Source organism: Pseudomonas sp. HN2, from assembly GCF_020736465.1.
Classification (GTDB): Bacteria; Pseudomonadota; Gammaproteobacteria; order Pseudomonadales; family Pseudomonadaceae; genus Aquipseudomonas; species Aquipseudomonas moraviensis_A.
Genome location: NZ_CP085885.1, coordinates 1,622,785 through 1,648,492, shown reverse-complemented (window position 1 = coordinate 1,648,492; position 25,708 = coordinate 1,622,785). Strand labels below are relative to the sequence as shown.

The following is a 25,708-nucleotide window of genomic DNA, read 5'->3' as shown; positions in this document are numbered from 1 at the left end:
TCAGACGGCGGCAATATCTGTGTCATGTTTGAACCGACACCACAGGGGTGGAAGGTCCTCGGGAACCGGCCGGTACTGGCCGATCTCGGACCAGCCGCCAGGGCCATGGAAGTCACTGCCGGCGCTGACCAGCAGACCGAACTCACGGGCAAGGATCGCCAGGCTGCCCACCTGTTCCGCGGGCTGGTGGCCATTGACCACCTCGATTGCATGCCCGCCTGCTTGAATATAGTCGGCAATCAGCTTTCGGCGTTTGCTGCGGGTGAAATCGTAGTGCCAGGGATGCGCCAGACTGACCCAGGCACCGGCGGCGCGCAGGGTGCCGACGGTGTCTTCCAAGGTCGGCCAGTGCAGCTTGACGTCGCCGAGCTTGCCGGCGCCGAGCCATTTGCGAAACGCCTCGGCGCGATCCTTCACAAAACCTTCACGCACCATCCAGTCGGCGAAATGCGGACGGGCCGGCGCGTTGCCGCTGTCGCCCAGTTCCTGCTGGATCTGCCGGGCGCCCTCAAGGGCGCCGGGCATGCCCTTGAGGGCGAGCTTGCGGCTTATTTCTTCCGACCGCAGCCAGCGGCCATCGTGCAGTTTCGCGATCGCCTCGACCAACGGCGCGGCGTTGACGTCGAAACCGTAGCCCAACACATGAATGGTCGCCCCGCCCCAGGTGCAGGACAATTCGACGCCGTTGACCAGTTGCATGCCCAGCGCGGTGGCCGCCGTCCGCGCTTCGGCGAGGCCTTCGAGGGTGTCGTGGTCGGTCAACGCCAGGACCCGCACGCCGTTCTCGAACGCACGCGCAACCAGAACCGCGGGCGCCAGGGCGCCGTCGGAGGCCGTGCTGTGGCAGTGCAAATCAACATTCACGGGGAGTTGTAACCTCAAATCAGCTGGCGCTATCGCGCGCCCGTATGTTTGTTATTATGCCGCCACATCCAGCTTCTGGCTCTCACTGTGAAACAATTCATCGATTTCATCCCGCTTCTGCTGTTCTTCATCGTTTACAAACTTGATCCACGGGTCGTCGACATTGCCGGCCAGCAAGTGACCGTAGGCGGTATCTACAGCGCCACGGCGATGCTGATCATCAGCTCCCTGGTGGTGTACGGCGCGCTGTTCATCAAGCAGCGCAAGCTGGAAAAGAGCCAATGGCTGACGCTGATCGCCTGCCTGGTATTCGGTAGTTTGACGCTGGCCTTCCACAGCGAAACCTTCCTGAAATGGAAAGCGCCGGTGGTCAACTGGCTGTTCGCTGCGGCGTTCATCGGCAGCCACTTCATCGGTGATCGCCTGCTGATCAAGCGCATCATGGGCCACGCGCTGACCCTGCCGGATCCAGTCTGGACCCGTCTGAACATCGCCTGGATCGCCTTCTTTCTGTTCTGCGGCGCCGCCAACCTGTTCGTCGCCTTCACCTTCCAGAGCATCTGGGTCGACTTCAAGGTGTTCGGCAGCCTGGGCATGACCGTGCTGTTCCTGGTTGCACAGGGCATCTACCTGTCGCGTCATCTGCATGACACCGATACCACAACGCCAAAAACCGAGGACTGACATGCTCTACGCCATCATTGCCACCGACGTTGCCAACTCGCTCGAAGCCCGCCTGTCCGCGCGCCCGGCGCATCTGGAACGCCTGCAAGCGCTCAAGGGCGAAGGCCGCATCGTGCTGGCCGGTCCGCATCCGGCGGTCGACAGCAATGATCCGGGCGCAGCGGGTTTCACCGGCAGCCTGATCGTCGCCGAGTTCGAGTCCCTCAGCGCTGCCCAGGCCTGGGCCGACGCCGATCCGTACATCGCCGCCGGCGTCTATGCCAACGTGACCGTCAAACCGTTCAAGCAAGTCCTGCCTTAAGAAGCAAGAGAAAACCTGTGGCAAGGGAGCAAGCTCCCTCGCCACAGTTTCAATATGTGCCATCCCTTCGTACTACTCGCGGCACTGAACCTTCTCGGTTCATCACGCTCTCAATCGCTCATTATTCTCGTTTGCCTGCCGACAACCTGCCCAATATCCATTTGGAAACAGGTGTCGCGATGCGCAAGGGTCCGTTGTGTCTGATGTTGCTCACGTTGTCGATCATGGCGCCCGCCCATGGTGAGGAAACCACCGAAAGCGGCAGCTCCACGCCATTGTCATTGAGCGCCGGCAGCCAGATCACCGAGCTGCAACAGCGGCTCAAGGCCAGTGAACAGCAGCGCGAAGAACTGAACAAACAACTGCAGAATGCCGACAACACTCGCGAAAGCGCCCAGCTTGCCCGGTTGCGCCAGGAGAACCAGCGTCTGAAGCTGCAACTCAAGGAAGCCCAGGCCAGCCCGCTGCCGCGTTTGCTGACCGATCAACAGCAGTGGTTCGTCACTGGCGCCGGGGTAGCGCTATTGGCGCTGCTCTGCGGTATCTTTGCCAGTGGTGCAAGCCGAAAACGTCGGCAATGGCTAAATTGAGTGAGTCATGAGCGAGCTGTTACTGATTGATGATGACCAGGAGTTGTGCGAACTCCTGAGTAGCTGGTTGAGCCAGGAAGGCTTCCAGGTGCGCGCCTGCCACGATGGCCAGAGCGCCCGCAAGGCGTTGGCCGAAACCGCCCCGGCGGCGGTGGTGCTGGACGTTATGCTGCCCGACGGCAGCGGTCTGGAACTGCTCAAGCAATTGCGCAACGACCATGCGGACCTGCCGGTGCTGATGCTGTCGGCGCGTGGCGAACCGCTGGACCGCATCCTCGGCCTCGAACTCGGTGCCGACGATTATCTGGCCAAACCCTGCGACCCACGCGAACTCACTGCACGCCTGCGCGCCGTGTTGCGCCGCAGCCACCCGGCGGCCGTATCGACGCAGCTCGAGCTGGGTGATCTGAGTTTCAGCCCGGTGCGCGGCGTGGTCAGCATCGACGAAAAAGAACTGACCCTCACCGTCTCCGAGAGCCGCCTGCTCGAAGCCCTGCTCAAGCAGCCCGGCGAGCCGCTGGACAAACAGGAACTGGCGCAACTGGCCCTCGGCCGCAAGCTGACCCTTTACGATCGCAGCCTCGACATGCACGTCAGCAACCTGCGCAAGAAAATCGGCCCCCACCCCGACGGCCGCCCGCGCATCGTTGCGCTGCGTAGCCGTGGTTACTACTACAGCCTTTGAACCAGCGCACTTCTCCTGTCGGGCCCGCCGGGATGGTGTTCGTTTGGTCGAGGGTTTTGCGTATATATCCGTTGCTGCGGTAACGGCTACTCAAGGTCCGCTCAGCCTTCCGACGTCGCCGGTGAGGCAAGATCAAAAGCACTTGAGCTCACGCTCATTGTTGGGTGGTTAGAAGCGGGCGGCTGGCTTTGGATTCGTGGTGAGGCTACCCCTCACCCCAGCCCTCTCCCCAAGGAGAGGGAGCCAATCTGCGTTGACTTCGAAATCGCATTCGACTCGGTATCTCACGTCGGCGTATCGATGGCATTCACCACGGTCAGTCCCCTCTCCCTCCGGGAGAGGGCTAGGGTGAGGGGCTTTTGACGTGGCTTTTGATTTTCGAGCCCGTCGACATGCTGAGCATGGCTGCAAACCGTGTGGGAGCCTGCTGGCGATAGTGGTATGTCAGGACGATGACAACACCTCTTTACCGAAGCTTTACGCTGCGCTGACCGCCGCTGACCTTGATCTGCGTAATCTGAACTCATCCGGAACGTACCGGGAACGAGACAAGGAGATACACCATGCGCAAGACTCTTATCGCTCTGATGTTCGCTGCCGCTCTGCCAACCGTGGCCATGGCCATGCCGCAGGATGGCGGTCCGCTGGGTGGTCCGCTTGATGGCCCGCGCCACGGCGGTCAGATGCACGGCGGCATGCACGGCAAAGGCCCGTACAGCCAGCTCGACCTGACCCGCGAACAGCGCGAGCAGATCCGCAAGATCATGGGCGAGCAGATGCATGAGCGTAAGCAGGTGGTCGACAAGTACCTGGAAAAACTCTCGCCGGCCGACCAGAAAGCGATGAAGGACGAGATCGCGGCCAACCACAAGAAAGCCGAATCCGATGTCCGCGCACTGCTGAAACCCGAGCAACAGAAGCAGTTCGACGAGATCCAGAAAAAACGCGCCGAACGCCGCGCCGAATGGGCCGAGTTCAAGGCCTGGAAAGCGCAGCAGGCACAAAAGGCGCAATAATGGCTTGACCCTGGGCCCGACGACTCAAATCGTCGGGCCTGTTTTCATCGATCCAAATGCAGGAGTGAGCCTGCTCGCGAAAGCGGTGTGTCAGTTGACAGATTTTTGTCTGACCCACCGCTATCGCGAGCAGGCTCACTCCTACAGGGTTTTGTGTTTTTTGAGGAGTTTCTGTGCGTTCATTGTTCTGGCGGATTCTTGCGAGCTTCTGGCTGGCCATCGCTCTGGTAGCCGGGCTGTCGATCCTGCTTGGGCACATGCTCAATCAGGACGCGTGGATACTCAGCCGCCATCCCGGCCTCAACACACTGGCGGCAGAATGGACGCAGACTTACGAGGCCCAGGGCGAAGAAGCGGCGCAGGACATTCTTGAACAACGCAAACGCCAGTATCACATCGACGTTCAGGTACTCAACGAAACCGGCGACCCGGTGGTGCGTGGCACCTTCCCGCGTCGCGCCGCCGCGTTCGAAGCGCGGCAGAACAACGACGATCGCCGTCTGCCGTGGCGGCGTCTGACTGACGAGATCACCAGTGAAAAAACCGGTGACACCTACCTGTTCATCTACCGCATCCCACACCCGGAACTCGACGCCTGGCACCGCGAAAGCCTGCTCTGGCCGCTGAGTGCGCTGGGCATTGCACTGGTGGTGCTGACCCTGTTCAGTTTGCTCGTGACCTTCTCCATCACCCGCCCGCTCAGTCGCTTGCGTGGCGCGGTGCATGATCTGGGACAGACCACTTATCAGCAGAACAGCCTGGCAAAACTGGCCAACCGACGCGACGAATTCGGCGTGCTCGCCACCGATTTCAACCGCATGGGCGCACGTCTGCAAAGCCTGATCGGCAGTCAGCGGCAGCTGCTGCGCGATGTCTCCCATGAATTGCGCTCACCCCTGGCGCGCCTGCGTATTGCCTTGGCCTTGGCCGAACGCGCCAATCCTGAAGAACGCGAGAAACTGTGGCCACGGCTGACCCGCGAATGCGATCGGCTGGAGGCGTTGATCAGTGAAATCCTGGTGCTGGCGCGGGTCGATGCCGACAATGCCAGCGCTGAAGAAGTGGACCTCAATGCGTTGCTCGCCACGCTGCAAAAGGATGCGCAGTTGAGCTCGCCCGAACAGACCGTGCGCCTGCAAGCCGAGCCGCAGCTGAATCTCAAAGGCTGGCCAACGATGATCGAACGCGCCGTGGATAACCTGCTGCGCAACGCCCAGCGCTTCAACCCCAGCGATCAGCCGATCGAACTGCAGGCCTCGCGGCAGGGTGAACGGATTGTCATTAGCGTGCGCGACCACGGGCAGGGCGTGCAGGCGGAGCATCTGAGTCAGCTGGGCGAGCCGTTCTACCGAGCGCCAGGGCAGACGGCCGCCGGGCATGGCTTGGGACTGGCGATCGCCAAACGGGCGGCGGAACGGCATGGCGGCACGCTGACGCTGGCCAATCATGCGCAGGGCGGGTTTGTGGCGAGTCTGGAATTGCCCCTCGTACCGGGAGTTATCGCTCAGCCGTAGCTTTACGGTGAGACAAAAAAGATCGCAGCCTTCGGCAGCTCCTACAACGTCATGTGAACACCTGTAGGAGCTGCCGAAGGCTGCGATCTTTTGATTTCAAGCCTTACCGGGCCAGGCGCTGACGAACTCGGCCAGATCGACCTTCTCTGCCACGCGCGGCTCTTTCTGCGGCGTACCAAGGTAGAGAAACGCAATGACTTCCTCGCCTTCCACCAGCCCCAAACCTTCGGCGACATGCTTCGAATACGCCAGATCCCCGGTGCGCCACACCGCACCAATCCCTTGCGCGTACGCCGCCAGCAGAATGCCGTGGGCGGCGCAGCCCGCCGTGAGCAATTGCTCAGCCTTCGGATATTTCACGTGTTCCTGCAGTTTCGCGATCACCACAACCACCAGCGGCGCGCGCAACGGGCCATTGCGGGCCTTGTCGATCATCGCTTCAGTGACTTCGCCGCCCTGCTGGCGAGCCGCCTCGGCCAGCAGCTCGCCCATTTGTTCACGTGCCGCGCCTTCGACGGTCAAAAAGCGGTACGGCTGCAGATGCCCGTGATCCGGGGCGCGCAACGCTGCGCCGAACAGGGCTTCGCGCTGCTCGGCAGTGGGGGCCGGTTCGACCAGTCGGGGTACGGAAACACGGTTGAGCAACGCGTCGAGAGCCTGCATCGGCCACCTCCTTTGAAAAATGTGCGGCTATTCTAGCTGCAACTGCACAACGCCTGCCGGTTTACATGCCTTGCCTCGCAGGTAGAATGGCGCCCTCCTTCCACCAGCCCGAGCGGATTTCATGGCGTTGCCGACCTTACGGACCATTGGTTTCATCATCGGCATTTTCCTGATCACCCTGGCTGTGGCGATGGTCGTGCCGATGGCCACGCTGGTGATTTTCGAGCGCACCAGCGACCTGCCGTCGTTCCTCTGGGCGAGCATGATCACCTTCGTCGCCGGCCTCGCGCTGGTGATTCCCGGTCGACCGGAACACGTGCATCTGCGCCCGCGGGACATGTATCTGCTGACGGTCAGCAGCTGGTTGGTGGTGTGCATTTTCGCTGCGCTGCCGTTTCTGCTGACCCAGCACATCAGCTACACCGACTCGTTTTTCGAAAGCATGTCCGGCATCACCGCCACCGGTTCCACCGTGCTCAATCATCTGGACAGCATGTCCCCGGGCATCCTGATGTGGCGTTCGATGCTGCACTGGATCGGCGGCATCGGCTTTATCGGTATGGCGGTGGCGATTCTGCCGCTGCTGCGCATCGGTGGCATGCGCCTGTTCCAGACCGAATCTTCCGACCGCTCGGAAAAGGTCATGCCGCGTTCGCACATGGTGGCGCGGCTGATCGTGGCGGCCTATGTCGGCATCACCATTCTCGGCGGCCTGGCGTTCTGGTGGGCCGGGATGAGTCCGTTCGATGCAATCAACCACGCAATGTCGGCGATTTCCACCGGTGGTTTTTCGACCTCCGACCAGTCGCTGGCGAAGTGGACGCAACCGGCGGTGCACTGGGTGGCGATCGTCATCATGATTCTCGGCAGCCTGCCGTTCACCCTGTACGTCGCCACGCTGCGCGGCAATCGCAAGGCGTTGATCCGTGATCAACAAGTCCAAGGCTTGCTGGCCATGTTGCTGGTGACCTGGCTGGTGCTCGGCACCTGGTACTGGTGGACCACCAAGCTGCATTGGCTGGAAGCACTGCGGCATGTGGCGCTGAACGTGACCTCGGTGGTCACCACCACCGGTTTTGCCCTGGGTGACTACAGCTTGTGGGGCAACTTCTCGCTGATGCTGTTTTTCTATCTGGGCTTTGTCGGCGGCTGCTCCGGCTCGACGGCAGGCGGAATCAAGATTTTCCGTTTCCAGGTCGCCTACATCCTGCTCAAGGCCAACCTTAATCAGCTGATCCACCCGCGCGCAGTGATCAAGCAGAAGTACAACGGTCACCGCCTCGACGAAGAAATCGTCCGCTCGATCCTGACCTTCTCGTTTTTCTTCGCTATCACCATCTGCGTGATCGCCCTGCTGCTGTCGCTCTTGGGTGTCGACTGGATGACCGCGCTGACCGGTGCCGCCAGCACCGTGTCTGGCGTCGGTCCGGGCCTGGGCGAAACCATCGGCCCGGCGGGCAACTTCGCCACCCTGCCGGATGCGGCCAAGTGGATTCTGTCGTTCGGCATGCTGCTCGGCCGACTGGAGATCATTACTGTGTTTGTGCTGTGTATTCCGGCGTTCTGGCGTCACTGACCGGGCTCGGTGCCTTAAGCAACCGCGCCCGGTAGTCGCCGGGCGTGGTGTCGAACCAGCGACGGAAAGCGCGGAAGAAATTGCTCGGATCGGCAAAGCCCAACAGGTAAGCAATCTCCAACAGGGTCATGCTCGGTTGCGCCAGATACTGCTCGGCGAGTTCGCGGCGAGTGTCATCGAGCAACTGCTGGAAACTCGTGCCCTCCTCCTGCAAACGACGCTGCAAAGTACGCTGCGACAGGTGCAAGGTCTGCGCAACGGTGTCGCGTTTGGGCTCGCCCTGAGGCAGCAAGCGGCACAGCACCTGCCGCGCCCGATGTGTCACGCGACTCTCGGAAAACCGCGCCAGATACTCCCCGGCAAACCGGTCATGCAACAGCGCCATGGCTTCGTTGGCGGTTGGCAGCGGCGCCTCCATATCGGCACGTTCGAAGATCAACGCATCGTAAGGCGCGTCGAACACCAATGGCGCGTGGAAGGCTTCTTTGTAAGGTTGCAGATTGGCAGGCTGATTGCCCTGGATCAGCACTTTGAGCGGATGCAGCGGGCGCCCGGTCAGCCAGCCGCACAGCGCCAGTGCGCAGGCCAGTGAAGCTTCGGCACTCTGCCGGGTCGGCGGCAGATGATCGCCGTGCACGGTGAGTATCAGCGCGTACCCCTCATCGAGCAGGCGAAAACTCAGGTCGGCGCTTTCGGCAATGATGCGTTGATAGCGCACCAGGCGCTGGAAGCCTTCAACCAGCGTATTGCTCGACATCAGTGCGTAGCCGGCGACATGAAACGAGGCCGGGCGCACCACCTTGCCCATGTTCAGGCCGATCGCCGGGTTGCCGGAGACCTCCACCGCGCGCTGCCAGAGCCGGGTCATGGAGTCCTGCGGGAAACGCGCATCCGGATCGTCGAGGGCACTGAAATCCAGCCCCAGTTGCTTGAACAGAACCCGGCAATCCAGGCCGTCCATTTCCAGTGCTTTGACTATCCCCATCGCCCAGCTTGCAGAGGTCGTTCGTTCGCTCATGGTTGTTATTCTTTTACATGACGGGCTGCAGGTGACCGCCCTATTTGCGAAGGATACTAAAGTGGCGCCGATTGTCACTGGCCCACGCCAATGATCACTCTAGACTCAAATAAGCTCCCCGCCGAACAACTTGTCGCCAGAATAATCACCACAGAGATAGCGGTCGTGGAAAACATCAAGCGGTTCAACAGCTTCGCCGAGTTCTACCCGTATTACCTCGCCGAGCACAGCAACAGCACCTGCCGTCGCCTGCATTTCATCGGCACCTCTCTGGTCATCTTCATTCTCGCCCTGAGCATCGCCAAGGGCGCGTGGCTGCTGTTGCTGGCGTTGCCGCTGGCCGGTTACAGCTTTGCCTGGATCGGCCATTTCCTTTTCGAGAAGAACCGCCCGGCGACCTTTCAGCACCCGCTGTACAGCCTGCTCGGCGATTTCGTCATGTACCGCGACATGATTCTCGGTCGCGTGGCGTTTTGAATGAGGGTCTGCCAATGAATGCCCATGCTCGCTTCACCCATATGCAGGACGGCACCGAGGAAGACTGGGCGATCATCGCCGCCGATTTCAGTGCCTATGCCAAGCAACTGCCGTCGCGGATCCTTGCGCATTTGCAACTGCTTGAAGGCGACTTCGGCGGTTTCCCGGTGGATCGCCTGACCCACTCGCTGCAAACCGCGACCCGTGCCTTTCGCGACGGGCGTGATGAGGAATACGTGGTCTGTGCACTGTTGCATGACATTGGCGACACCCTCGGCTCGTACAATCATCCAGACATCGCCGCAGCGATTCTGAAGCCGTTCGTCAGTGCGGAAAACCTGTGGATGGTGGAGAAACACGGGATCTTTCAGGGCTATTACTTCTTTCATCACCTGGGCATGGATCGACACCTGCGCGAGCAGTTCAAGGACCATCCGCAGTTTCACGCCACCGCCGAATTCTGCGCCAAATACGACGCAGCGGCGTTTGATCCGGGGTACGACACGTTGCCGCTGAGTTTCTTCGAGCCGATGATGGAAAGGCTGTTTGCGCAGCCAAAGAACTCGATTTACAAAGCCGCGATGCAAGAACATAGCCCAGCCTGAAAACACATATGGGAGCGAGCCTGCTCGCGAAAGCGCTGTATCAGGCACAGAAGTTTTGTCTGACACTACGCCTTCGCGAGCAGGCTCGCTCCCACAGGGTATCTCTTTCGCTCAGGCGATCTCGGCAACTTTGGCAGCTTTCAATTCCGCCTCCCGCGCCTGGGCATCCGCCAGCCGATACAGCTCGATCGTGCCGTCCCAATGCTCGATCAACGCCGTGCACGATTCAACCCAATCGCCGCAATTGAGGTAATCCACCTCGCCGACCTTGCGAATCTCGGCATGATGGATATGTCCGCAGACCACGCCATGCAATTCGCGCTTCACACATTCGTGCGCAATGGCTTCTTCAAAGTCGCTGATGAAACTGACGGCGGTCTTCACCTTGTGCTTCAGATACGCCGACAGCGACCAGTAACCGTAGCCGTAACGGGCGCGCCAGTGGTTGAGCCAGCGGTTGAGGGTCAGGGTGAATTCGTAGGCCGAGTCACCGAGAAAGGCCAGCCAGCGGTGATAGCGAGTGATCACATCGAACTGATCGCCGTGAATCACCAGCAAATGCCGGCCATCGGCGGTGACATGCACCGCCTCGTCGACCAACTGGATATTGCCCAGAATCAGCTTCGAATAGCGCCGCAGAAATTCGTCATGGTTGCCGGTGACATAAATCACCTCGGTGCCGCGCTTGCTCATGGTCAGCAGCCGGCGGATGACGTTGGTGTGCGCTTGCGGCCAGTACATGCCACCGCGCAGTTTCCAGCCGTCGATAATGTCACCGACCAGATAAATCTTGTCGGCGTGGTAGCCCTTGAGGAATTGCGACAAATGCTCGGCCTGACAATCCCGCGTGCCCAAGTGCACATCGGAGATCCATAGGGTTCGCACCCGTTGTTTGCGACTGGGTCTGGCGAGCTCGGCGCTGGTCATGGGCAACCCTCTGCGATGTTTTCGCCAGCTTGCGCGCGCACCGTTAATCGACCGTGACAGATGCGCGTCAGTCGTGTGACAGCCATTGTCTTCAGCTGATTGACGAATCGGACGACAGACGCGACGGCGCCAGCCCTTTAGACTGGCGCTCTTTTGATGATCGTTCCCACGCTCCTGCGTGGGAACGATCGATTACAGAAAATTGTGTCTGGATTAAGGATTGCAATGACTCCGCGTACCGCCCTCGGCGCCCTGCATATCGGCGCTTTGATGTTCGGCCTGACCGGTGTGTTCGGCAAACTCGCTGCCGCGTCGCCGGCGGTCATCGTGTTCGGCCGCGCTGCTTTCGCCGTGGTTGCCCTGGCCTTTTTTGCTCGATTCGCCAGCCAGAGCGGCTGGCAAAAGCTGCAAGCGGTGGACTGGCGACGCCTGGCGCTGAGCGGCGTGTTGCTGGCCGGGCACTGGGTGAGCTTTTTCGTATCAGTGAAAGTCGCCGGGGTGGCCATCGCGACGTTGGGCTTTGCCAGTTTCCCGGCGTTCACGGTGATTCTCGAAGGGCTGATCTTCCGCGAACGCATCCGCGCCAATGAAATCGTGCTGGTGGTCTTGGTCAGCGTCGGTCTGGTACTGGTGACCCCGGCGTTCGATCTGGGCAGCGGCGCGACCATCGGCTTGCTCTGGGCCGTGCTGTCCGGCCTGCTGTTTTCCCTATTATCGTTGACCAATCGCGCCAGCTCCGGGCGAATCCCGGCGGTGCAGGCAGCGTTGTGTCAGAACGTCGTCGTGGCCTTGTGTCTGTTGCCGGTCGCGGCGCCGCAGCTAAGCGCGGTGCGCGCGCTGGACTGGCTGTGGATCGCCCTCCTCGGGGTGTTCTGCACGGGCGTGGCGCACAGCCTGTTCGTCGCCAGCCTGGCAGTGATCAAGGCGCGCACGGCGGCGGTGGTGTTTGCTATGGAGCCGGTTTACGGCATTACCATCGCTTGGCTGCTGTTCAGTGAAACACCGACCCTGCGCATGCTCATCGGTGGCGCGCTGATCATCGTGGCGATCGTGGTGTCGGCGCGGATGTCAGGCGGCAGCGACAGGAAAACCGTCGCTGCCGAGGCAGCTTCTCACTGAGTGCGCTCGTTGTGGCCGAGGTCGCGCTCAGGATCGATCTGATCGCGCACCCGCTGCTTCAATACCTTGGCCTCCGGGAAGCCGCCGTCGGCCTTGCGCTCCCAGATCTGCACGCCCGCGCAGGTGATGTGAAACACCCCGCCGGTGCCCGGCACCAATGACACTTTGCCCAGGTCGTCAGCGAAAGTGCTGAGCAGTTCCTGGGCCAGCCACGCCGCGCGCAGCAGCCACTGGCATTGGGTGCAATAAGTGATGACAACTTCGGCTTTGGCAACGGTCATGATCGCTGAAACTCCTGAGACAGAGGGCGCCGCTATAATAGCCGGCTTTACCGCTTGCCCCGAGACTCACAATGCGCCGTTTGCTGTTCTGCCTGCTGCTTGGTTTCCTTCCCCTGCTGGTTCACGCCAGTGACGCGCCACGACCGAAAGTCGGCCTGGTGCTGTCCGGTGGCGCGGCGCGCGGGCTGGCGCACATCGGCGTGCTCAAGGCGCTGGAAGAACAAGGCATCAGGATCGATGCGATTGCCGGCACCAGCATGGGCGCGGTGGTCGGCGGCCTGTACGCCTCGGGTTACAAGATCGACGAGCTGGAAAAACTCGCCCTGAGCATCGACTGGCAGGCGGCACTGTCCGACGCGCCGCCGCGTGAGGACGTGCCATTTCGGCGCAAGCAGGATGACCGCGACTTTCTGGTGAAGCAGAAACTCAGCTTTCGCGACGACGGCAGCCTCGGCCTGCCGTTGGGCGTGATTCAGGGCCAGAACCTCGCGCTGTTGCTGGAAAGCCTGTTGGCCCACACCAGCGACACCCGCGACTTCGACAAGCTGCCGATCCCGTTTCGCGCCGTGACCACCGACATCGCCAATGGCGAAAAAGTGGTGTTTCGCAAAGGTCACCTGCCGCAGGTGATCCGCGCCAGCATGTCGATCCCGGCGGTGTTCGCCCCGGTCGAGCTCGACGGGCGCCTGCTGGTCGACGGCGGCATGACCGACAACATCCCGCTGGATGTCGCACGAGAAATGGGCGTCGACATCGCCATCGTCGTCGATATCGGCACGCCGCTGCGCAACCGCAAGCAGCTGACCACGGTGGTGGATGTGCTCAACCAGTCGATCACCCTGATGACCCGGCGCAATTCCGAAGAGCAACTGGCGACTCTGCATGCCGATGACGTGTTGATTCAACCTGCGCTGGCAGCGTTTGGCGGGACCGATTTCGGCAAGGCTCAGGAGATGATCGATGCCGGCTACCGCGCCACGCGAATCCTCGACGCGCGGCTGGCGCAACTGAAGCCGGCGCAAACCCAGGACGCCGAACTCAACGCCGCCCGCCAACCTGGTCAGCGCACGCCGATCATCACCGCAATCCGCGTCGAGAACGATTCGAAAGTCGATGATGACGTGATTCGCTATTACATCCGCCAGCCGATCGGCGAACCGCTGGATCTGGGGCGCCTGCACTCGGACATGGGCACGTTGTACGGCCTCGATTACTTCGATCAAGTGCGTTACCGCGTGGTGCACAAAGGCCAGGATCACACCCTGGTCATCAGCGCCAGCGGCAAGCGCAGCGGTACCGATTACTTGCGGGTCGGCCTCAATCTGTCGGACGACATGCGCGGCGACAGTGCTTTCAACCTCGGCGCCAGTTACCGCGTCAACGGCATCAATCGCCTCGGCGCGGAATGGCTGACCCGCGCGCAGATCGGCGACAAACAGGAGCTGTACAGCGAGTTCTATCAGCCGCTGGACGTTGGCTCGCGCTACTTCGTCGCGCCCTACGCGTCGTTCGAGGCGCAGAACGTTGACTCGGTGCTGGATAACGATCCGATCGCGCAGTATCGCGTCGAGCGTTACGGTTTCGGTCTTAACCTCGGTCGGCAGATCGGCAACAACGGCGAAGTGCGCTTCGGTGTCGGCCAGGCCTGGGGCAAGGCTGACGTGCGCATCGGTGATCAGGATCTGCCGAGCGAGAGCTTCAACGAAGGTTTCTATACCGTGAAGTATTCCTACGACTCGCTGGACAACGTGTACTTTCCGCACGAGGGCAAGGACGTCAGCCTGACGTTCGCCCAGTTCGAGCCAGGTCTGGGTTCAGACAACCGCTATCGCCAATGGGAAGCGAAGTTCGACAAGGCCATGAGCCACGGTCCCGACACACTGATTCTGGGCGGGCGCTATGGTCGCACACTGGACGATGCCAACGTAGTCACTTCAAGCTTCCTGCTCGGCGGCGCGCGGCAGTTGTCGGGGTTTCGTGAGGACGCGCTGTCCGGGCAGAACGTCAGCCTGATGCGCGCTGTGTATTACCGGCGCCTGACACCACGCTCCTATCTGCCATTGGACTTCCCGCTGTACGCCGGCGCTTCACTGGAACGCGGTCGGGCGTGGAACAACGACAATGAGTTCGACAGCGGCTACATCAATGCCGCGAGTGTGTTCATCGGCTTCGATACGCCGCTGGGGCCGTTGAATTTCACTTATGGGTTGAATGATGCGGATGAGCAGGCGGTTTATCTGAATCTGGGGCAGACGTTCTGACCTGAAACCGGCGTTGGCCGATCTGGCGCCTTCGCGAGCAGGCTCGCTCCCACAGGTACAGCGAATTTCATTGTGGGAGCGAGCCTGCTCGCGAAAGCGCTCTTGGATGAACCGGTATTCGTCGACACTCAGCGAATCCCTGCCAACAACGTCCGTGCTGTCTGCTTCAACGGTTCATCCCCTTCCTTGAGCAATTCATTGAGCAGCGCGATCGCACTGTCGATGTCGCCGTCGTCGATGCAGGTTTGCGCCTGTTCTAGCTTGCCGGCGGCCTCCGTTTCGCTGGACTCGGGCAATTGCAGATCCAGAGGCTGCAACACCAGTGACGGCTCGGGATCGCCGAACTCGTTGAGGAAGTCATCGTCGAGCGGCTGAGCGTCGGGTTCGGGAATCCATTCAAGCTCGGCTTCTTCGGCAGACGCAGCCTGTGGCAGTTCGAAATCGACCGGCAGCACTGACAGGCTGGTGCCCAGCTGCGGATCGTTGATCGGCGGTGCGGCGGAATCAGTGCGGCTGTCGTTGAGATCCCAGTTCGAATCCATCGACAGCTCGCCCAGATTCAATTCGAAATCATCCTCGGGAGCGCTGAGCGTCGATGCAAGCGGCGCGGCTACAGTCGCTACCGGGGCCGCGGGCAGCTCGGGCGCGTTTACCGTTGCTGCAAACGCCGCCGGTGCAACGCCTGCCAGTTTTGGGTGGCGAGCGCGGGCTTCAACCAGTGCGTGATCATCAACGCCGAGCGCGCGCAGATGGTTTTCCTGCTGCTCAAAAGCGGCGCTGTCACCCTGCCGCCCCAGTACTTCAAGGAGCTGCAAACCAAGATCGGTACGCTCGGGTTCCTTGTGCAACGCATCACGCAGCAACCCCGCAGCTTCGCTGAGTCGGCCGTAGGCCAGATAGATCCCCACGGCCTCCAGCACGTCGCCGGCAGCGGGTTCGTCGCGATGATCGGCGGCCGCGTGCGAACCAACGGCATGTTGCAGTTCGGGTTCATCGACGTCGTCGGCACTCACAGGCAACAGCGGCAGCGGCGTGCCATCGACGGTCGAACGCTGCTGACGGCGGCGTATGAACAAAGCGGCCAGCGCGCCCAGCAGCACTATCAGCCCGCCGAGCAGTGGCCAGTTCAGGCCGTCGTCGGTTGACTCGACCGGGGCTGAAACAGGGGTCGGGGCCGGCGCGACCACCGGCGGCGGCGCTTTCTGCAATTCGGCCAGACGGGTTTGCAAATCTTCCACCTGCTTCCTGCCGTCGGCTATTTGCACTTGCTGTTCTTGCAGTCTGAGGTTCTGTTCGTCGAGGGTCTTTTGCAGTTGCTGGGTCAGCAGCACGCTGGCCGCCAATTGTTCGGCCTGCGCGTCATTCGCAGGCGCGGCCGGCGCTGGCGGCAAGGACGCCTCAGCACGTTTGCCCTGAGGCGCCTGGGCCGTTGCGGTGACAGGTTCGACGGTGGGAAAAGCGGAGGATTGCGGGCGCGGATCCGGCTCGTTGGTGGCCGGCACGATGCCCGGCGAACCCGGCGGGTCGATCAATACCGTGTATTCACGCAGCAGACGGCCGTTGGGCTGATCGAGCTGCACGAGGAAATTCAGGAAGGGTTCGTTGACCGGTTTGCCCGACGTCACCCGGATCATCTGGCGATTGCCACGCAGGATCGGGGTGAACTTGAGGTTGTTGAGAAAGAACACCCGCTCGACGCCGGCGCGGCCGAATTCATCCGCCGAGGCCAGGCTGGCCGAGAGATCGTTTTGCGTCAACGTGCCGACATCGACCAGTGCGATGTCGGCCTTGAACGGCTGATTGAGGGCTGAGTGAACAGTGATTTCGCCCAACCCCAATGCCATCGACCAGGTCGAATAGCTGAATACACCGGCAGCGAGCAGCCATTTGGCGCCCCCGCGCAGCATGTGCCGACTTGCGAGCATGAGCATCCCTTAAATAAGCAAAACCGGTTTCTAAGCGTTCGCACATCCGGTACGAACACGATATTGCCCAGTAGTTCTTATAGTCGGCTCAGCGCGATCTCTCAAAAAATCGCCGTCGGGATGTGCCTCAAGATTTTTCCAGATTGGCCAGAATGTGCCCGTGAACGCGCATGCACACCTTCAAATCCGCCTCGTCGACGCCTTCGAACAATTCGTGGCGCAGTTGTGTGGCAATGGTTTCGATTTGTTCGATCAGCGGCAGCGCAGGTGCGCAGAGAACGATTTTTTTCGCCCGACGGTCTTCCATCACCGACTGGCGTTGCACCAGTCCCTGGTTTTCCAGACTATCGAGCAAGCGCGCCAGAGTCGGGCCTTCGACGCCGACACTCTGCGCCAGTTCGCGCTGGGTCGGCGCTTCTTCAAAGCGCGCCAGATGCAGCAGTACCAGCCAGCGTGCCTGCGACAGGCCCAGCCCGGCGAGGCGGCGATCCAGTTCGGCACGCCAGCCACGGGACATCTGGGCCAGTTGCATACCAAAGCGATGTTGATCGGTTAACGGCATAAAACACTCACGGTCAGACTGAAAATACGGAAAATCTAATTATTAGTCAGCTAAGCATGGGTGGCAGTTATAGGCAAGAGTCGCTCTGTACTGAATCGTTACAACTGCGCAAAGATCAAAAGTCCCTCACCCTAGCCCTTTCCCAGAGGGAGAGGGAACTGAGTGGGGGATGCTTTTGAAATTCGCCAACGTCAAAGCGCTGTGCTGAATTCATAATCGACTCGATTTTGCGGGTCGACATATGACACCAGACCCCTCACCCCAGCCCTCTCCTCGGGGAGAGGGCTGGGGTGAGGGGTCGGGCCAGATTACATCTCGAATTCAGACTGCAACGCCGCCCGCACACAATAAAGCACGCCTTCAGGAACTCGCCCGGCGAACAATTCGGCGACTTCGGCGACGGACGGCAACTCGCCCTCGCCATCGAGAAACGCGTCCTGCACTTCACCCATCAGCTCTTCTGGCAAGTCCAGCGCTTGCTCCAGCGACAATTGCTGCTTGCCGATGGCTTCGGCGAGCATCGCGTAGACGTTCTTCTCCGAGCACTGCAGCTGCCCGGCGATCTGCAGCGGCGTCATGCCGGCGCGGGCCAGGGTGATCAGCTCGTGACGGACATCGGCCACCACCTTCGGCGCCTCGGCCTCGCCGCCGAGCACCTCGAGGAACGCTTCGCCATAACGTTCCAGCTTGCGTGCGCCGACGCCGCTGACCCGGGCCATTTCCGCCAGCGAGGTCGGCTGGCTGCGGAGCATTTCCAAAAGCGTGGAGTCGGGAAAGATGACGTACGGCGGTACGCCGTGTTCTTCGGCGAGCTTGCGCCGTAGTGCGCGCAAGGCTTCCCACTGTTCGCGCTCCTCGCCGCGCACCAGTTGGCTGGCCTGGCTCTTGCTGCCGGTCTTGGCGGTGACTTGCGGTTTCAGGTCGCGGCGCAGCTCCAGTTTCACTTCGCCTTTGAGCAATGGTCGGCAACTGTCATTCAAGCGCAGACCGCCATACCCCTCGTGATCGACATCAGCCAGCCCGCGCGCCACCAGTTGGCGGAACAGGGAGCGCCATTCGCTCTCGCTCAACGCCTTGCCAACGCCAAACACCGACAAATGCTGATGGCCGAAGCTGCGCACCTTTTCGTTGTCCTTGCCCAGCAACACGTCGACCAGATGACCGACGCCATATCGCTGACCGGTGCGGAAAATCGCCGACAAGGCCTGGCGCGCTGGCTCTGTCGCATCCCACGTCTGTACGCCGTCGACACAGTTGTCGCAATGGCCGCACGGCTCGGGCATGTCCTCATCGAAATAGGCCAGCAACGCCTGACGCCGGCAGCGGGTCTCTTCACACAGCGAGAGCATGGCGTCGAGCTTGTGCTGCTCCAGACGTTTATGCCGTTCGTCGCCTTCGGAGTTCTGCAGCATTTGCTTGAGCATCACCACGTCTTGCAGACCGTAGGCCATCCACGCATCCGCCGGCAGACCATCACGGCCGCCACGCCCGGTTTCCTGGTAATACGCCTCAAGGGATTTCGGCAGATCGAGGTGCGCGACAAAGCGCACGTTGGGTTTGTCGATGCCCATGCCGAACGCCACTGTGGCGACCATGATCAGCCCTTCCTCATTGAGGAAGCGCTTCTGGTGATAGGCGCGCAGATCGTTGGGCAGACCGGCGTGGTACGGCAGCGCCGGGAAGCCCTGTTCACTGAGGAATGCCGCGACCTCCTCGACTTTCTTGCGCGACAGGCAATACACGATGCCGGCGTCGCTGCGCCGTTCGGCGAGGAACGCCAGCAACTGTTTGCGCGGCTGCTCCTTCGGGACGATGCGGTAGAAAATATTCGGACGGTCGAAGCTCGACAGGAAGCGTTCGGCGTTCTGCAGGTGCAGGCGATCGACAATCTCCTCGCGGGTGCGCTTGTCGGCGGTCGCGGTGAGGGCAATGCGCGGAACGTGGGGGAACAGCTCTGCCAACTGGCCCAGTTGCAGGTATTCGCGGCGGAAATCGTGGCCCCATTGCGATACGCAATGCGCTTCGTCGATGGCGAACAGGGCAATTTCCAGGCTTTGCAGGAACGCCAGCATGCGCGGCTGCACCAGGCGCTCGGGGGCGAGATAAAGCATTTTCACTTCGCCGCGCTTGATCCGCACGGCGAGATCACGCTGTTGCTCGGCGCTCAGCGTGGAGTTCAGCGCAGCAGCGGCGACGCCCAGTTCTTCGAGGGTTGCGACCTGATCGTCCATCAGTGCGATCAACGGCGATACCACTACGGCCAGGCCTTCGCGCAGCAGCGCCGGTACCTGAAAGCACAACGACTTGCCGCCACCGGTAGGCATCAGCACCAGCGCATCACCGCCGCTGGCCACGCGCTCAATGATCGCACCCTGACGGCCACGGAAACTGTCGTAGCCGAAGATGTCCTTGAGGACGCGTTGAGCCTGTTCGAGCATAAAAACTCCAAAAATCTACCGATACATCCCTGCTCAGGCTGGTTCAGAGCAGCCTCGGCTGCTTAAACAAAACGTAAGAACACATTGCATGACCAGCGCAGCGCCGGCAGGGATCGCAAAACGCGGCAGTATACCCGAGGCCTTCGCCGCAGAGGGTGCCGCTGAGAAGACATCGCCCGACTTGCAACATATGCCCCCTGTAGGAGTGAGCCTGCTCGCGATCGCGTCAGCACATCGGACATTGAAGTGACTGGTATACCGCATCGCGAGCAGGCTCACTCCTACAGGGTTTTGTGTTGCGACCGGCAAATCTGCCAAGCGGCTGGCTAGAGCGCGCAAGAAGGCCTAGAATTCCCGCATTGTTTATTCCCCAAGGTAGCCCCGTAATGTCCTTCGCTGAGCAACTGACCCGCCTGCAAGTCTTCCTCGACGCCGACGAGCTGCACGAAGAGGCGCTGGATTACGTCGCCGCCCACGGTTACCTGACCGCACTGTCGATCTGCTCCGAAGACGTCCCCGAGCGCGAGTGGATCGATGCGCTGTTCGCCGAAGAGCCGCATTACAGCGACGAAGCCCAGCGTGCCGAAATCGAAGCCACGCTGATCGGCCTCAAGGCCCACATCGCTCGTCAACTGGCCTCGGATGAAGAATTCGAATTGCCGTGCGAACTGGATCTGGGCGAAGAGCCGGACGATTCCGAACTGCGCGGCTGGTGCATTGGTTTCATGGAAGGCGTGTTCCTGCGCGAAGCGGCCTGGTTCGAAACCGCCGAAGAAGAAGTCAGCGAGATGCTCCTGCCGATCATGGTCGGTTCCGGCCTGTTCGACGAACAACCGGAGTTTGAAGACATCGCCAAGGACGCCAACCTGATGGACGACATGATCGTTCAGATTCCGGAAGCCCTGACCGCGCTGTACCTGCTGTGCCAGGCGCCCGACGAAAAACCGGCGATCCTCAAGCCACGCCACCACTAAGACCTGGCCTATGGACAACCCCATAGGCAACCGCCCCCTGATGTTGCGTTACGTCCTGCTGGCCATCGGCTGGCTCAGCGTGGCATTGGGGGTGATCGGCATTTTCCTGCCGGTCCTGCCCACCACCCCCTTCCTCCTGCTCGCCGCAGCCTGCTTCGCGCGCAGCTCTCCGCGCTTCTATCGCTGGCTGGTCGAACATCCACGGCTGGGTCCATGGATTCGCGACTACCTCGAAGGCAATGGCATTCCACTCAAAGGCAAGGTCTACGCGATCGGGCTGATGTGGGTGAGCATTCTGTTCTCGTGTTATCTGGTGCCCCTGGTTTGGGCTCGAGGGTTCATGTTGACCAGTGCGGTGCTGGTGACGGTTTATATCTTGCGGCAGAAGACGCTGCACAAGCCTTGAACCGTGTTTGAACGAGAGCGAAACAGGGCACCCCGTTAATACCACTCGTCGGATACCCCCACCCACCTGTCAGATCTGACAGGTGCGCTAACCCGTCAATGCAGGTTCAATCACTCCATCACCCGGCTGGAGTGCATTCCCGTGTCGTTAACCATCTCAAGCCTGAATCTCACCTGATTCTCACCGAGTCCGACTGCACCGGTCGTCACCAGAAAACGCCTGAATTCGCTTACAGAGGACTTGCCTGATGCCTTCTCACAAGAACTTCCGCTTCCCTCCCCTCACCGAAGGCACTAACACACTGGCGCTGCGCCCCCTGCTGATTCCGGGGATGGTCGAGCCGGTGCAGGACGGCGATGGCGGGATCAGTATCCAGGTAGCCACCGACGACCCCGATGGCGTGCTGTGCGTCATCAATCCTTATCTGGGCCTCATGAGCGAGAGGGACAGGCTGGATATCTGGTGGAACAACGAGAAAGTGCTCGAACGCTTCGTGAAGGCCGACGAGGTCAATCAGCGGGTGTTCTTCTACTTGCCGACGCCTGAAGAGTCCGGCTGGGTCGAAAACTGCCATTATGTGCTGACCCGAGTGGGTGAAACCGAACCAGACCCGCCGTCGGCATCCTTGCGGGTGCTGATCAAACTGTACAAGCCGGGGAACTTTGACAGGGAACCTCATAAGGAGGACGGCCACTCAGAGTTGAACATCGTGCAACTGCCGCCCGAGCTGGTCGAACAGGGCGTGATAGACGCCGAATGGGCCAAAAATGGCGTGTTGGCGACGGTCCCTCATTATGTGTGTTGCACGCGCAACGACAAGGTCCGTTTACAGCTGGGCGAATACCGGCTTCCGGCGCACCGCATCACGCCGGAGCAAGCCGAAGGTCTGCAGCCGATCGAGATCCTTATTGATCAGGACGCCATTCTCGGCGCCGGTGACGGGCTCAAACGGGAAATCAGATACGACATCAATGACGAAGTCTGGAACTGGGCCGACCGCCACTCCAAACGCACCTACATCGACGTGGACGCCGGGGGCTGGCGCCTGGATCCACCGATCATCAAGGAAGCCGTCAACGGCGTCATTACCATCAGGGATTTGAACAAGCAGCCGGTGACTATTCAGATCTTCGTCAGCGGCCAGTACTTCGGCTTGGGCGACAGCGTGAAAATGACCTTCATCGGCACACCGCCGAATAACGGTGAACCGATCATCTGCAGTGAAACCCGCGACATCGACAACATCCCTTCCGTGCTGGACATCAACGTGCCCTATGAGTTGGTCAGGGCCATCGCCCAAGGGCGCGCCGATGCGTCTTACATTCTCTACAAAAAAAACGGGGACGACCCGCTGTCTTCAAAGCGTGCCTTTGCAAGGGTAGAGGGCGACGTCAACATGCTCCCCGAGCCGAACATTCGTGAGCTGATCGGCGATACCCTCGAACCGGACGAGCCTTACGCTACGGTCGACGTGCGCTACGCGATGAAAAATGGCGACCTGATCTGCCTGAGATGGTCTGGCATCAAGTCCGATGGCGACACCTATCTGCATGAGGTTTCCCATATCGTCAGCGAGAACGAAGCCAAGGACGGGCTGGTGACGCTCTACATCGACGCGGAGCACATCAAAGTGCTTGAAAACGGCACGCTCGACCTGTTCTACGTGGTGGCAAACGATGCACCTGGCCTCCTCGACATAAGAGAGTCGGAGCGGCTGCTGGCCAGGATTGAAAAGGTCCGCGCGACGCTGCCGGCCCCCGAAGTGGAAGAGGCCGATCCGCCGGGGGATGTGCTGGACCCGTCCAAGGTGTTCGATAAGGTGCATGTGTATATCAGCGAGGCGAAGACCCTCAGGGGCGATATTCTTACGTATTACTGGCGCAGTCCCAATCCCTTCGCCAGCACCAGCGACTGGTTGCCCATCACCACAGTGACTGAAGGCCAACCTGTACGTTTTCAGGTGGACGCTGAATTCGTGACGCCCAACATTGGCCAGTATGTGAAAGTGCGCTACTCGGTGTTGCGGGCGTCGAACAAACAATACGAGCACTCGGCCACGCTCAATTTGCTCATAGGCGAACTCGTCGGCGAGTTGCCGCCGCCCGAGGTGGTACAGGCACCCGACAAGACGCTCAACCCAATGGATGGGTTGAGTGGCGTAGACATCAACGCCAGTTACTCCAGCATGAACCCGGACCGGGACAAGATCCGTTTAAAGTGGTTAGGAGCGCCCGGCGCGGGAACCTCTGATGATCTGGAGCTGCCAGGCAGTCCCACTGGCACCGTTCAATTCCATTTACCACCTTCGGTGATTGGCGCCAATATTGCGAAAACGGTGTCGGTTGAATACGAAGTAACCCGCTATACCCTCACAACGCCCTCACAAATGCTCGACCTGTATGTTTCAGACTTCCAGGACCCAGAAAACGAACTGCCCCACCCGCATGTGCCTCAGGCACAGAACAATGTCCTGGATCTGATGACATTCAGCGGCGATGCAAAAGCTGTCCTCGCTATATGGCCGTACATTGCACTGAAACAGCGCCCCTGGTTCTACCTGACAGGACAAACAAGTTCAGGCGCGTCCCATACGATCCCGCTAATCACCGGCCAGGAAATAACCCCGACCCAAGTCAGCAGCGGACTCAACGAAAGCTTGCTGAGAAGCGAACTGATGAAACTGGGTCACTCCACGCCCGCCACTGTGATTTGCAAAGTGGCATTCGATGGCAGTGAAAAAGAGGACACTGCCTGCATATTTCCACAGTTGCCCCTGACCATCAGAACCCGCTACGACTACGTGCAACCGGTCATCACCGGTGTGACGGATTCGCGGGGCGAGGTGGAAGAAGGCGGCAAAACCCGTGACGAAAAAGTCACCGTCACCGGCACGGCCACGCGTGGCGAAACGGTTGAGCTGTTCGATGGAACGACGACATCAATGGGTACGGCGCAAGTGGACGCCGACAGCACCTGGAGCTGCGAGATCGGCCCATTGACCGAGAAGTCTTACCGCATCAGCGCCAAGGCTCTTTATGACGCCGACCCGGTGTCCAGCGAGCCGCGAACATTCAACGTGAAATTCGCACAGACGCCGGAAATTCTTGTGGTCAGCGATTCACGGGGGGACGTCGCCCATGGGGCAACCACCTATGACAACAGCGTGCTGGTGGCCGGCAGCGCGACGCCAAACCTGCAGATCAAATTGCTGGAAAACAAACAGTCGCTCATTACCCTTGACGTCGACGATAAGGGTGACTGGAACCACCGCCTCAACGATCTGCAAGTTCGCAGCTACAGCCTCACTGCCGAGGCGTTGTACGAGATAGACCCTGCGACCAGTCCGCCGCGGGATTTCGTCGTGGCGCAAGCGGTCACACCGACGATCTCCCGTGTGAGTGACCTGCGCGGTGAGGTCGCCGCCAATGGTACGACCTACTACCGGGCCGTCACCCTGACGGGCAAGGCCAGTCCAAACGAAAAGATCATTCTGCTCAATGCCGGTGCGGCCGTCGAAACGGTGAGTGTCAACGCCAGAGGCGATTGGCAATATGTTTTCAGCAGCCTGAACCTGAGCACTTACCGCCTGACCGCGAGAGGCGATTACGGCAGCAATCCGGAGTCCAGTCCCCCTCGGGTCTTTACAGTTGCAGCCTTTATTTCACCGACGATTACCACAGTCACCGACTCGGTCGGCACGGTGGGACAGAACGAAACGACCTATGACACCGCAGTGACCGTCAAAGGCGAAGCCACCCCGCGCGAGCAGATCCAGATGTACGACAATGGCGCCCCCGTTGGTACGCCGGTCACCGTCAATGCCGATAAACAATGGACAACGTCTGTCACCGGTCTGGCCATCCGCTCGCACAGCCTGACTGCCTTGGCCATGTATGACGTGGTTCCTGTAGAGAGCCCGGCGAGAGCCTTTAACGTCGCCGCCCACATCGCGCCGACGCTGACGTCTGTGCATGACGGCATCAGTGAAATAGGCAATGGCGGGCAAACCAAAAGCACTTCGGTGACCCTGCGCGGTACGGTCACACCGAATCGTCAGGTCCAGATTTACGACAACAACAACCCAAGGCACACGGTGACTGCCGTGGGCAGCGCCTGGAACACTACCTTGTCGGTTGGTTTGGGCGGACATTCGCTGAGAGTAAAAGAGTTGAGTACCGGGCAGGATTCAAATACGCGAACCTTCACTGTGATCTCACCGATTCCGCCGTTGCATTTCAACACGGGCAGCGTGACATTGAGTGGCAGGTGTTACCTCATACCTGACTGGGCTGCATATCCAAACTTCGGTCCTGGCACATATGTACAGCACACGGCAAGCGGCGGAGTTTTTCCCTATCGTTACACGTCGAGTAACAACAACGTCGCCGCGGTAGACGGTTCAGGGTTGGTGACTGTCAGAGGTAATGGAGTCGCAACAATCACTGTCATCGACAACGCAAGCCAGTCCAAGGGCTACAACGTTCATGTCACAGGGGTAAAATTCGTTGTGGGACTGGACGGTGGAAACTGGCACACGATCAGAGACAGGGCAGCAGCCCGAGGAAAGCGATTGCCATCAATGGGTGAGTTGCGGGAAATCCATAACGCTTGGGGTGGTCGTTGGCCGATGGGTGACTATTGGTACTGGGCCGCTGACTCCGCAGGTGGCTGGCCAGCCCGGTACTGGTTAAAAAACCTGGTCAATGGTGCAGAAGCGCACGTCCAGTACTACGGATCCGGCTTGGGAGTGGGCATTGACCCTTAGGGATAAAAAAACGCCCCACAAATCGTGGGGCGCCTTCACTTGGGGTCATCCCGATGG

Annotated in this window: 22 protein-coding genes; 14 read left to right on the top strand and 8 right to left on the bottom strand. The window is 60.4% G+C overall.

Going from position 1 to position 25,708, the window contains the following annotated elements:
* Complete coding sequence (locus tag LIS66_RS07225) at positions 1-864, bottom strand: PHP domain-containing protein (RefSeq protein ID WP_065617421.1); 864 nt, start codon at positions 862-864, stop codon at positions 1-3.
* 87 nt (positions 865-951) lie between these two features.
* On the opposite strand from LIS66_RS07225, the gene LIS66_RS07220 reads away from it, so the two are divergent.
* The 6 genes from LIS66_RS07220 (at position 952) to LIS66_RS07195 (ending at position 5,654) form a co-directional block, all read left to right on the top strand.
* Positions 952-1,548, top strand: coding sequence for a septation protein A (locus LIS66_RS07220; RefSeq protein ID WP_042607495.1), 597 nt, complete (start codon positions 952-954; stop codon positions 1,546-1,548).
* Position 1,549: 1 nt separating this feature from the next.
* The gene (locus tag LIS66_RS07215) at positions 1,550-1,849 is read left to right on the top strand and encodes a YciI family protein (RefSeq protein WP_227973898.1); all 300 of its coding nucleotides are present in this window, start codon (positions 1,550-1,552) and stop codon (positions 1,847-1,849) included.
* Between the two features lie 179 nt (positions 1,850-2,028).
* Positions 2,029-2,439 (top strand): translation initiation factor 2, encoded by a 411-nt coding sequence (locus tag LIS66_RS07210; protein WP_016771128.1) that lies wholly within the window; start codon positions 2,029-2,031, stop codon positions 2,437-2,439.
* A 7-nt stretch (positions 2,440-2,446) separates the two neighbouring features.
* A complete protein-coding gene (locus LIS66_RS07205) occupies positions 2,447-3,124 on the top strand; it encodes a response regulator transcription factor (RefSeq protein ID WP_016771129.1) in 678 nt (225 codons plus the stop codon).
* A gap of 563 nt (positions 3,125-3,687) precedes the next feature.
* Positions 3,688-4,140 (top strand): Spy/CpxP family protein refolding chaperone, encoded by a 453-nt coding sequence (locus LIS66_RS07200; protein ID WP_042607494.1) that lies wholly within the window; start codon positions 3,688-3,690, stop codon positions 4,138-4,140.
* 173 nt (positions 4,141-4,313) lie between these two features.
* Complete coding sequence (locus LIS66_RS07195) at positions 4,314-5,654, top strand: sensor histidine kinase (protein ID WP_227973897.1); 1,341 nt, start codon at positions 4,314-4,316, stop codon at positions 5,652-5,654.
* A gap of 96 nt (positions 5,655-5,750) precedes the next feature.
* Here LIS66_RS07195 and LIS66_RS07190 read toward each other — a convergent pair whose 3' ends face one another.
* Positions 5,751-6,317, bottom strand: coding sequence for a nitroreductase family protein (locus LIS66_RS07190; protein ID WP_064362083.1), 567 nt, complete (start codon positions 6,315-6,317; stop codon positions 5,751-5,753).
* A gap of 121 nt (positions 6,318-6,438) precedes the next feature.
* Here LIS66_RS07190 and LIS66_RS07185 point away from each other — a divergent pair, with 121 nt between their 5' ends.
* A complete protein-coding gene (locus LIS66_RS07185) occupies positions 6,439-7,893 on the top strand; it encodes a TrkH family potassium uptake protein (RefSeq protein WP_227973896.1) in 1,455 nt (484 codons plus the stop codon).
* Here LIS66_RS07185 and LIS66_RS07180 read toward each other — a convergent pair.
* On the bottom strand, positions 7,850-8,911 hold the full coding sequence (locus LIS66_RS07180; RefSeq protein WP_227973895.1) for an AraC family transcriptional regulator: 1,062 nt from the start codon (positions 8,909-8,911) through the stop codon (positions 7,850-7,852). The two genes, LIS66_RS07185 and LIS66_RS07180, sit on opposite strands and share 44 nt — an antisense overlap.
* A 165-nt stretch (positions 8,912-9,076) precedes the next feature.
* Between LIS66_RS07180 and LIS66_RS07175 the strand changes: the two genes are divergently transcribed.
* Positions 9,077-9,388 (top strand): DUF962 domain-containing protein, encoded by a 312-nt coding sequence (locus LIS66_RS07175; RefSeq protein ID WP_227973894.1) that lies wholly within the window; start codon positions 9,077-9,079, stop codon positions 9,386-9,388.
* Between the two features lie 14 nt (positions 9,389-9,402).
* Positions 9,403-9,993 (top strand): HD domain-containing protein, encoded by a 591-nt coding sequence (locus LIS66_RS07170; RefSeq protein ID WP_042607488.1) that lies wholly within the window; start codon positions 9,403-9,405, stop codon positions 9,991-9,993.
* A gap of 111 nt (positions 9,994-10,104) precedes the next feature.
* Here LIS66_RS07170 and LIS66_RS07165 read toward each other — a convergent pair whose 3' ends face one another.
* Positions 10,105-10,920 (bottom strand): UDP-2,3-diacylglucosamine diphosphatase, encoded by an 816-nt coding sequence (locus LIS66_RS07165; protein WP_025110572.1) that lies wholly within the window; start codon positions 10,918-10,920, stop codon positions 10,105-10,107.
* 225 nt (positions 10,921-11,145) lie between these two features.
* Here LIS66_RS07165 and LIS66_RS07160 point away from each other — a divergent pair, with 225 nt between their 5' ends.
* Positions 11,146-12,039 (top strand): DMT family transporter, encoded by an 894-nt coding sequence (locus LIS66_RS07160; protein ID WP_227973893.1) that lies wholly within the window; start codon positions 11,146-11,148, stop codon positions 12,037-12,039.
* On the opposite strand, the gene LIS66_RS07155 is transcribed toward LIS66_RS07160, so the two are convergent.
* Positions 12,033-12,320 (bottom strand): SelT/SelW/SelH family protein, encoded by a 288-nt coding sequence (locus LIS66_RS07155; protein WP_227973892.1) that lies wholly within the window; start codon positions 12,318-12,320, stop codon positions 12,033-12,035. The two genes, LIS66_RS07160 and LIS66_RS07155, sit on opposite strands and share 7 nt — an antisense overlap.
* Positions 12,321-12,391: 71 nt before the next feature.
* Between LIS66_RS07155 and LIS66_RS07150 the strand changes: the two genes are divergently transcribed.
* Positions 12,392-14,581, top strand: a complete 2,190-nt coding sequence (locus LIS66_RS07150) for a patatin-like phospholipase family protein (protein WP_064362087.1) — start codon at positions 12,392-12,394, stop codon at positions 14,579-14,581.
* A gap of 128 nt (positions 14,582-14,709) precedes the next feature.
* Here LIS66_RS07150 and LIS66_RS07145 read toward each other — a convergent pair whose 3' ends face one another.
* From LIS66_RS07145 to recQ, 3 genes are all read right to left on the bottom strand, one after another.
* Positions 14,710-16,506 carry a FimV/HubP family polar landmark protein gene (locus tag LIS66_RS07145; RefSeq protein WP_227973891.1) on the bottom strand — a complete coding sequence of 599 codons (1,797 nt, stop codon included), beginning with the start codon at positions 16,504-16,506 and terminating at the stop codon, positions 14,710-14,712.
* A 127-nt stretch (positions 16,507-16,633) separates the two neighbouring features.
* Positions 16,634-17,068 carry a MarR family transcriptional regulator gene (locus tag LIS66_RS07140; RefSeq protein ID WP_016771142.1) on the bottom strand — a complete coding sequence of 145 codons (435 nt, stop codon included), beginning with the start codon at positions 17,066-17,068 and terminating at the stop codon, positions 16,634-16,636.
* A 308-nt stretch (positions 17,069-17,376) separates the two neighbouring features.
* Positions 17,377-19,506 (bottom strand): DNA helicase RecQ, encoded by a 2,130-nt coding sequence (recQ, locus tag LIS66_RS07135; RefSeq protein ID WP_227973890.1) that lies wholly within the window; start codon positions 19,504-19,506, stop codon positions 17,377-17,379.
* Positions 19,507-19,892: 386 nt separating this feature from the next.
* On the opposite strand from recQ, the gene LIS66_RS07130 reads away from it, so the two are divergent.
* The 3 genes from LIS66_RS07130 (at position 19,893) to LIS66_RS07120 (ending at position 25,651) form a co-directional block, all read left to right on the top strand.
* Positions 19,893-20,480 carry a YecA family protein gene (locus LIS66_RS07130; protein ID WP_042607482.1) on the top strand — a complete coding sequence of 196 codons (588 nt, stop codon included), beginning with the start codon at positions 19,893-19,895 and terminating at the stop codon, positions 20,478-20,480.
* A gap of 10 nt (positions 20,481-20,490) precedes the next feature.
* Positions 20,491-20,886, top strand: a complete 396-nt coding sequence (locus tag LIS66_RS07125) for a YbaN family protein (RefSeq protein ID WP_042607481.1) — start codon at positions 20,491-20,493, stop codon at positions 20,884-20,886.
* A gap of 247 nt (positions 20,887-21,133) precedes the next feature.
* The gene (locus tag LIS66_RS07120) at positions 21,134-25,651 is read left to right on the top strand and encodes an Ig-like domain-containing protein (protein ID WP_227973889.1); all 4,518 of its coding nucleotides are present in this window, start codon (positions 21,134-21,136) and stop codon (positions 25,649-25,651) included.
* The last annotated feature ends 57 nt before the right edge of the window (positions 25,652-25,708 follow it).

What these genes read in the sequence shown, in the direction of transcription:
- LIS66_RS07215 (WP_227973898.1), top strand. Translation starts at nt 1,550, where the DNA reads ATGCTCTACGCCATCATTGCCACCGACGTTGCCAACTCGCTCGAAGCC.
- LIS66_RS07210 (WP_016771128.1), top strand. Translation starts at nt 2,029, where the DNA reads ATGCGCAAGGGTCCGTTGTGTCTGATGTTGCTCACGTTGTCGATCATG.
- LIS66_RS07205 (WP_016771129.1), top strand. Translation starts at nt 2,447, where the DNA reads ATGAGCGAGCTGTTACTGATTGATGATGACCAGGAGTTGTGCGAACTC.
- LIS66_RS07200 (WP_042607494.1), top strand. Translation starts at nt 3,688, where the DNA reads ATGCGCAAGACTCTTATCGCTCTGATGTTCGCTGCCGCTCTGCCAACC.
- LIS66_RS07190 (WP_064362083.1), bottom strand. Translation starts at nt 6,317, where the DNA reads ATGCAGGCTCTCGACGCGTTGCTCAACCGTGTTTCCGTACCCCGACTG.
- LIS66_RS07185 (WP_227973896.1), top strand. Translation starts at nt 6,439, where the DNA reads ATGGCGTTGCCGACCTTACGGACCATTGGTTTCATCATCGGCATTTTC.
- LIS66_RS07180 (WP_227973895.1), bottom strand. Translation starts at nt 8,911, where the DNA reads ATGAGCGAACGAACGACCTCTGCAAGCTGGGCGATGGGGATAGTCAAA.
- LIS66_RS07170 (WP_042607488.1), top strand. Translation starts at nt 9,403, where the DNA reads ATGAATGCCCATGCTCGCTTCACCCATATGCAGGACGGCACCGAGGAA.
- LIS66_RS07165 (WP_025110572.1), bottom strand. Translation starts at nt 10,920, where the DNA reads ATGACCAGCGCCGAGCTCGCCAGACCCAGTCGCAAACAACGGGTGCGA.
- LIS66_RS07160 (WP_227973893.1), top strand. Translation starts at nt 11,146, where the DNA reads ATGACTCCGCGTACCGCCCTCGGCGCCCTGCATATCGGCGCTTTGATG.
- LIS66_RS07155 (WP_227973892.1), bottom strand. Translation starts at nt 12,320, where the DNA reads ATGACCGTTGCCAAAGCCGAAGTTGTCATCACTTATTGCACCCAATGC.
- LIS66_RS07150 (WP_064362087.1), top strand. Translation starts at nt 12,392, where the DNA reads ATGCGCCGTTTGCTGTTCTGCCTGCTGCTTGGTTTCCTTCCCCTGCTG.
- LIS66_RS07145 (WP_227973891.1), bottom strand. Translation starts at nt 16,506, where the DNA reads ATGCTCGCAAGTCGGCACATGCTGCGCGGGGGCGCCAAATGGCTGCTC.
- LIS66_RS07140 (WP_016771142.1), bottom strand. Translation starts at nt 17,068, where the DNA reads ATGCCGTTAACCGATCAACATCGCTTTGGTATGCAACTGGCCCAGATG.
- recQ (WP_227973890.1), bottom strand. Translation starts at nt 19,506, where the DNA reads ATGCTCGAACAGGCTCAACGCGTCCTCAAGGACATCTTCGGCTACGAC.
- LIS66_RS07130 (WP_042607482.1), top strand. Translation starts at nt 19,893, where the DNA reads ATGTCCTTCGCTGAGCAACTGACCCGCCTGCAAGTCTTCCTCGACGCC.
- LIS66_RS07125 (WP_042607481.1), top strand. Translation starts at nt 20,491, where the DNA reads ATGGACAACCCCATAGGCAACCGCCCCCTGATGTTGCGTTACGTCCTG.
- LIS66_RS07120 (WP_227973889.1), top strand. Translation starts at nt 21,134, where the DNA reads ATGCCTTCTCACAAGAACTTCCGCTTCCCTCCCCTCACCGAAGGCACT.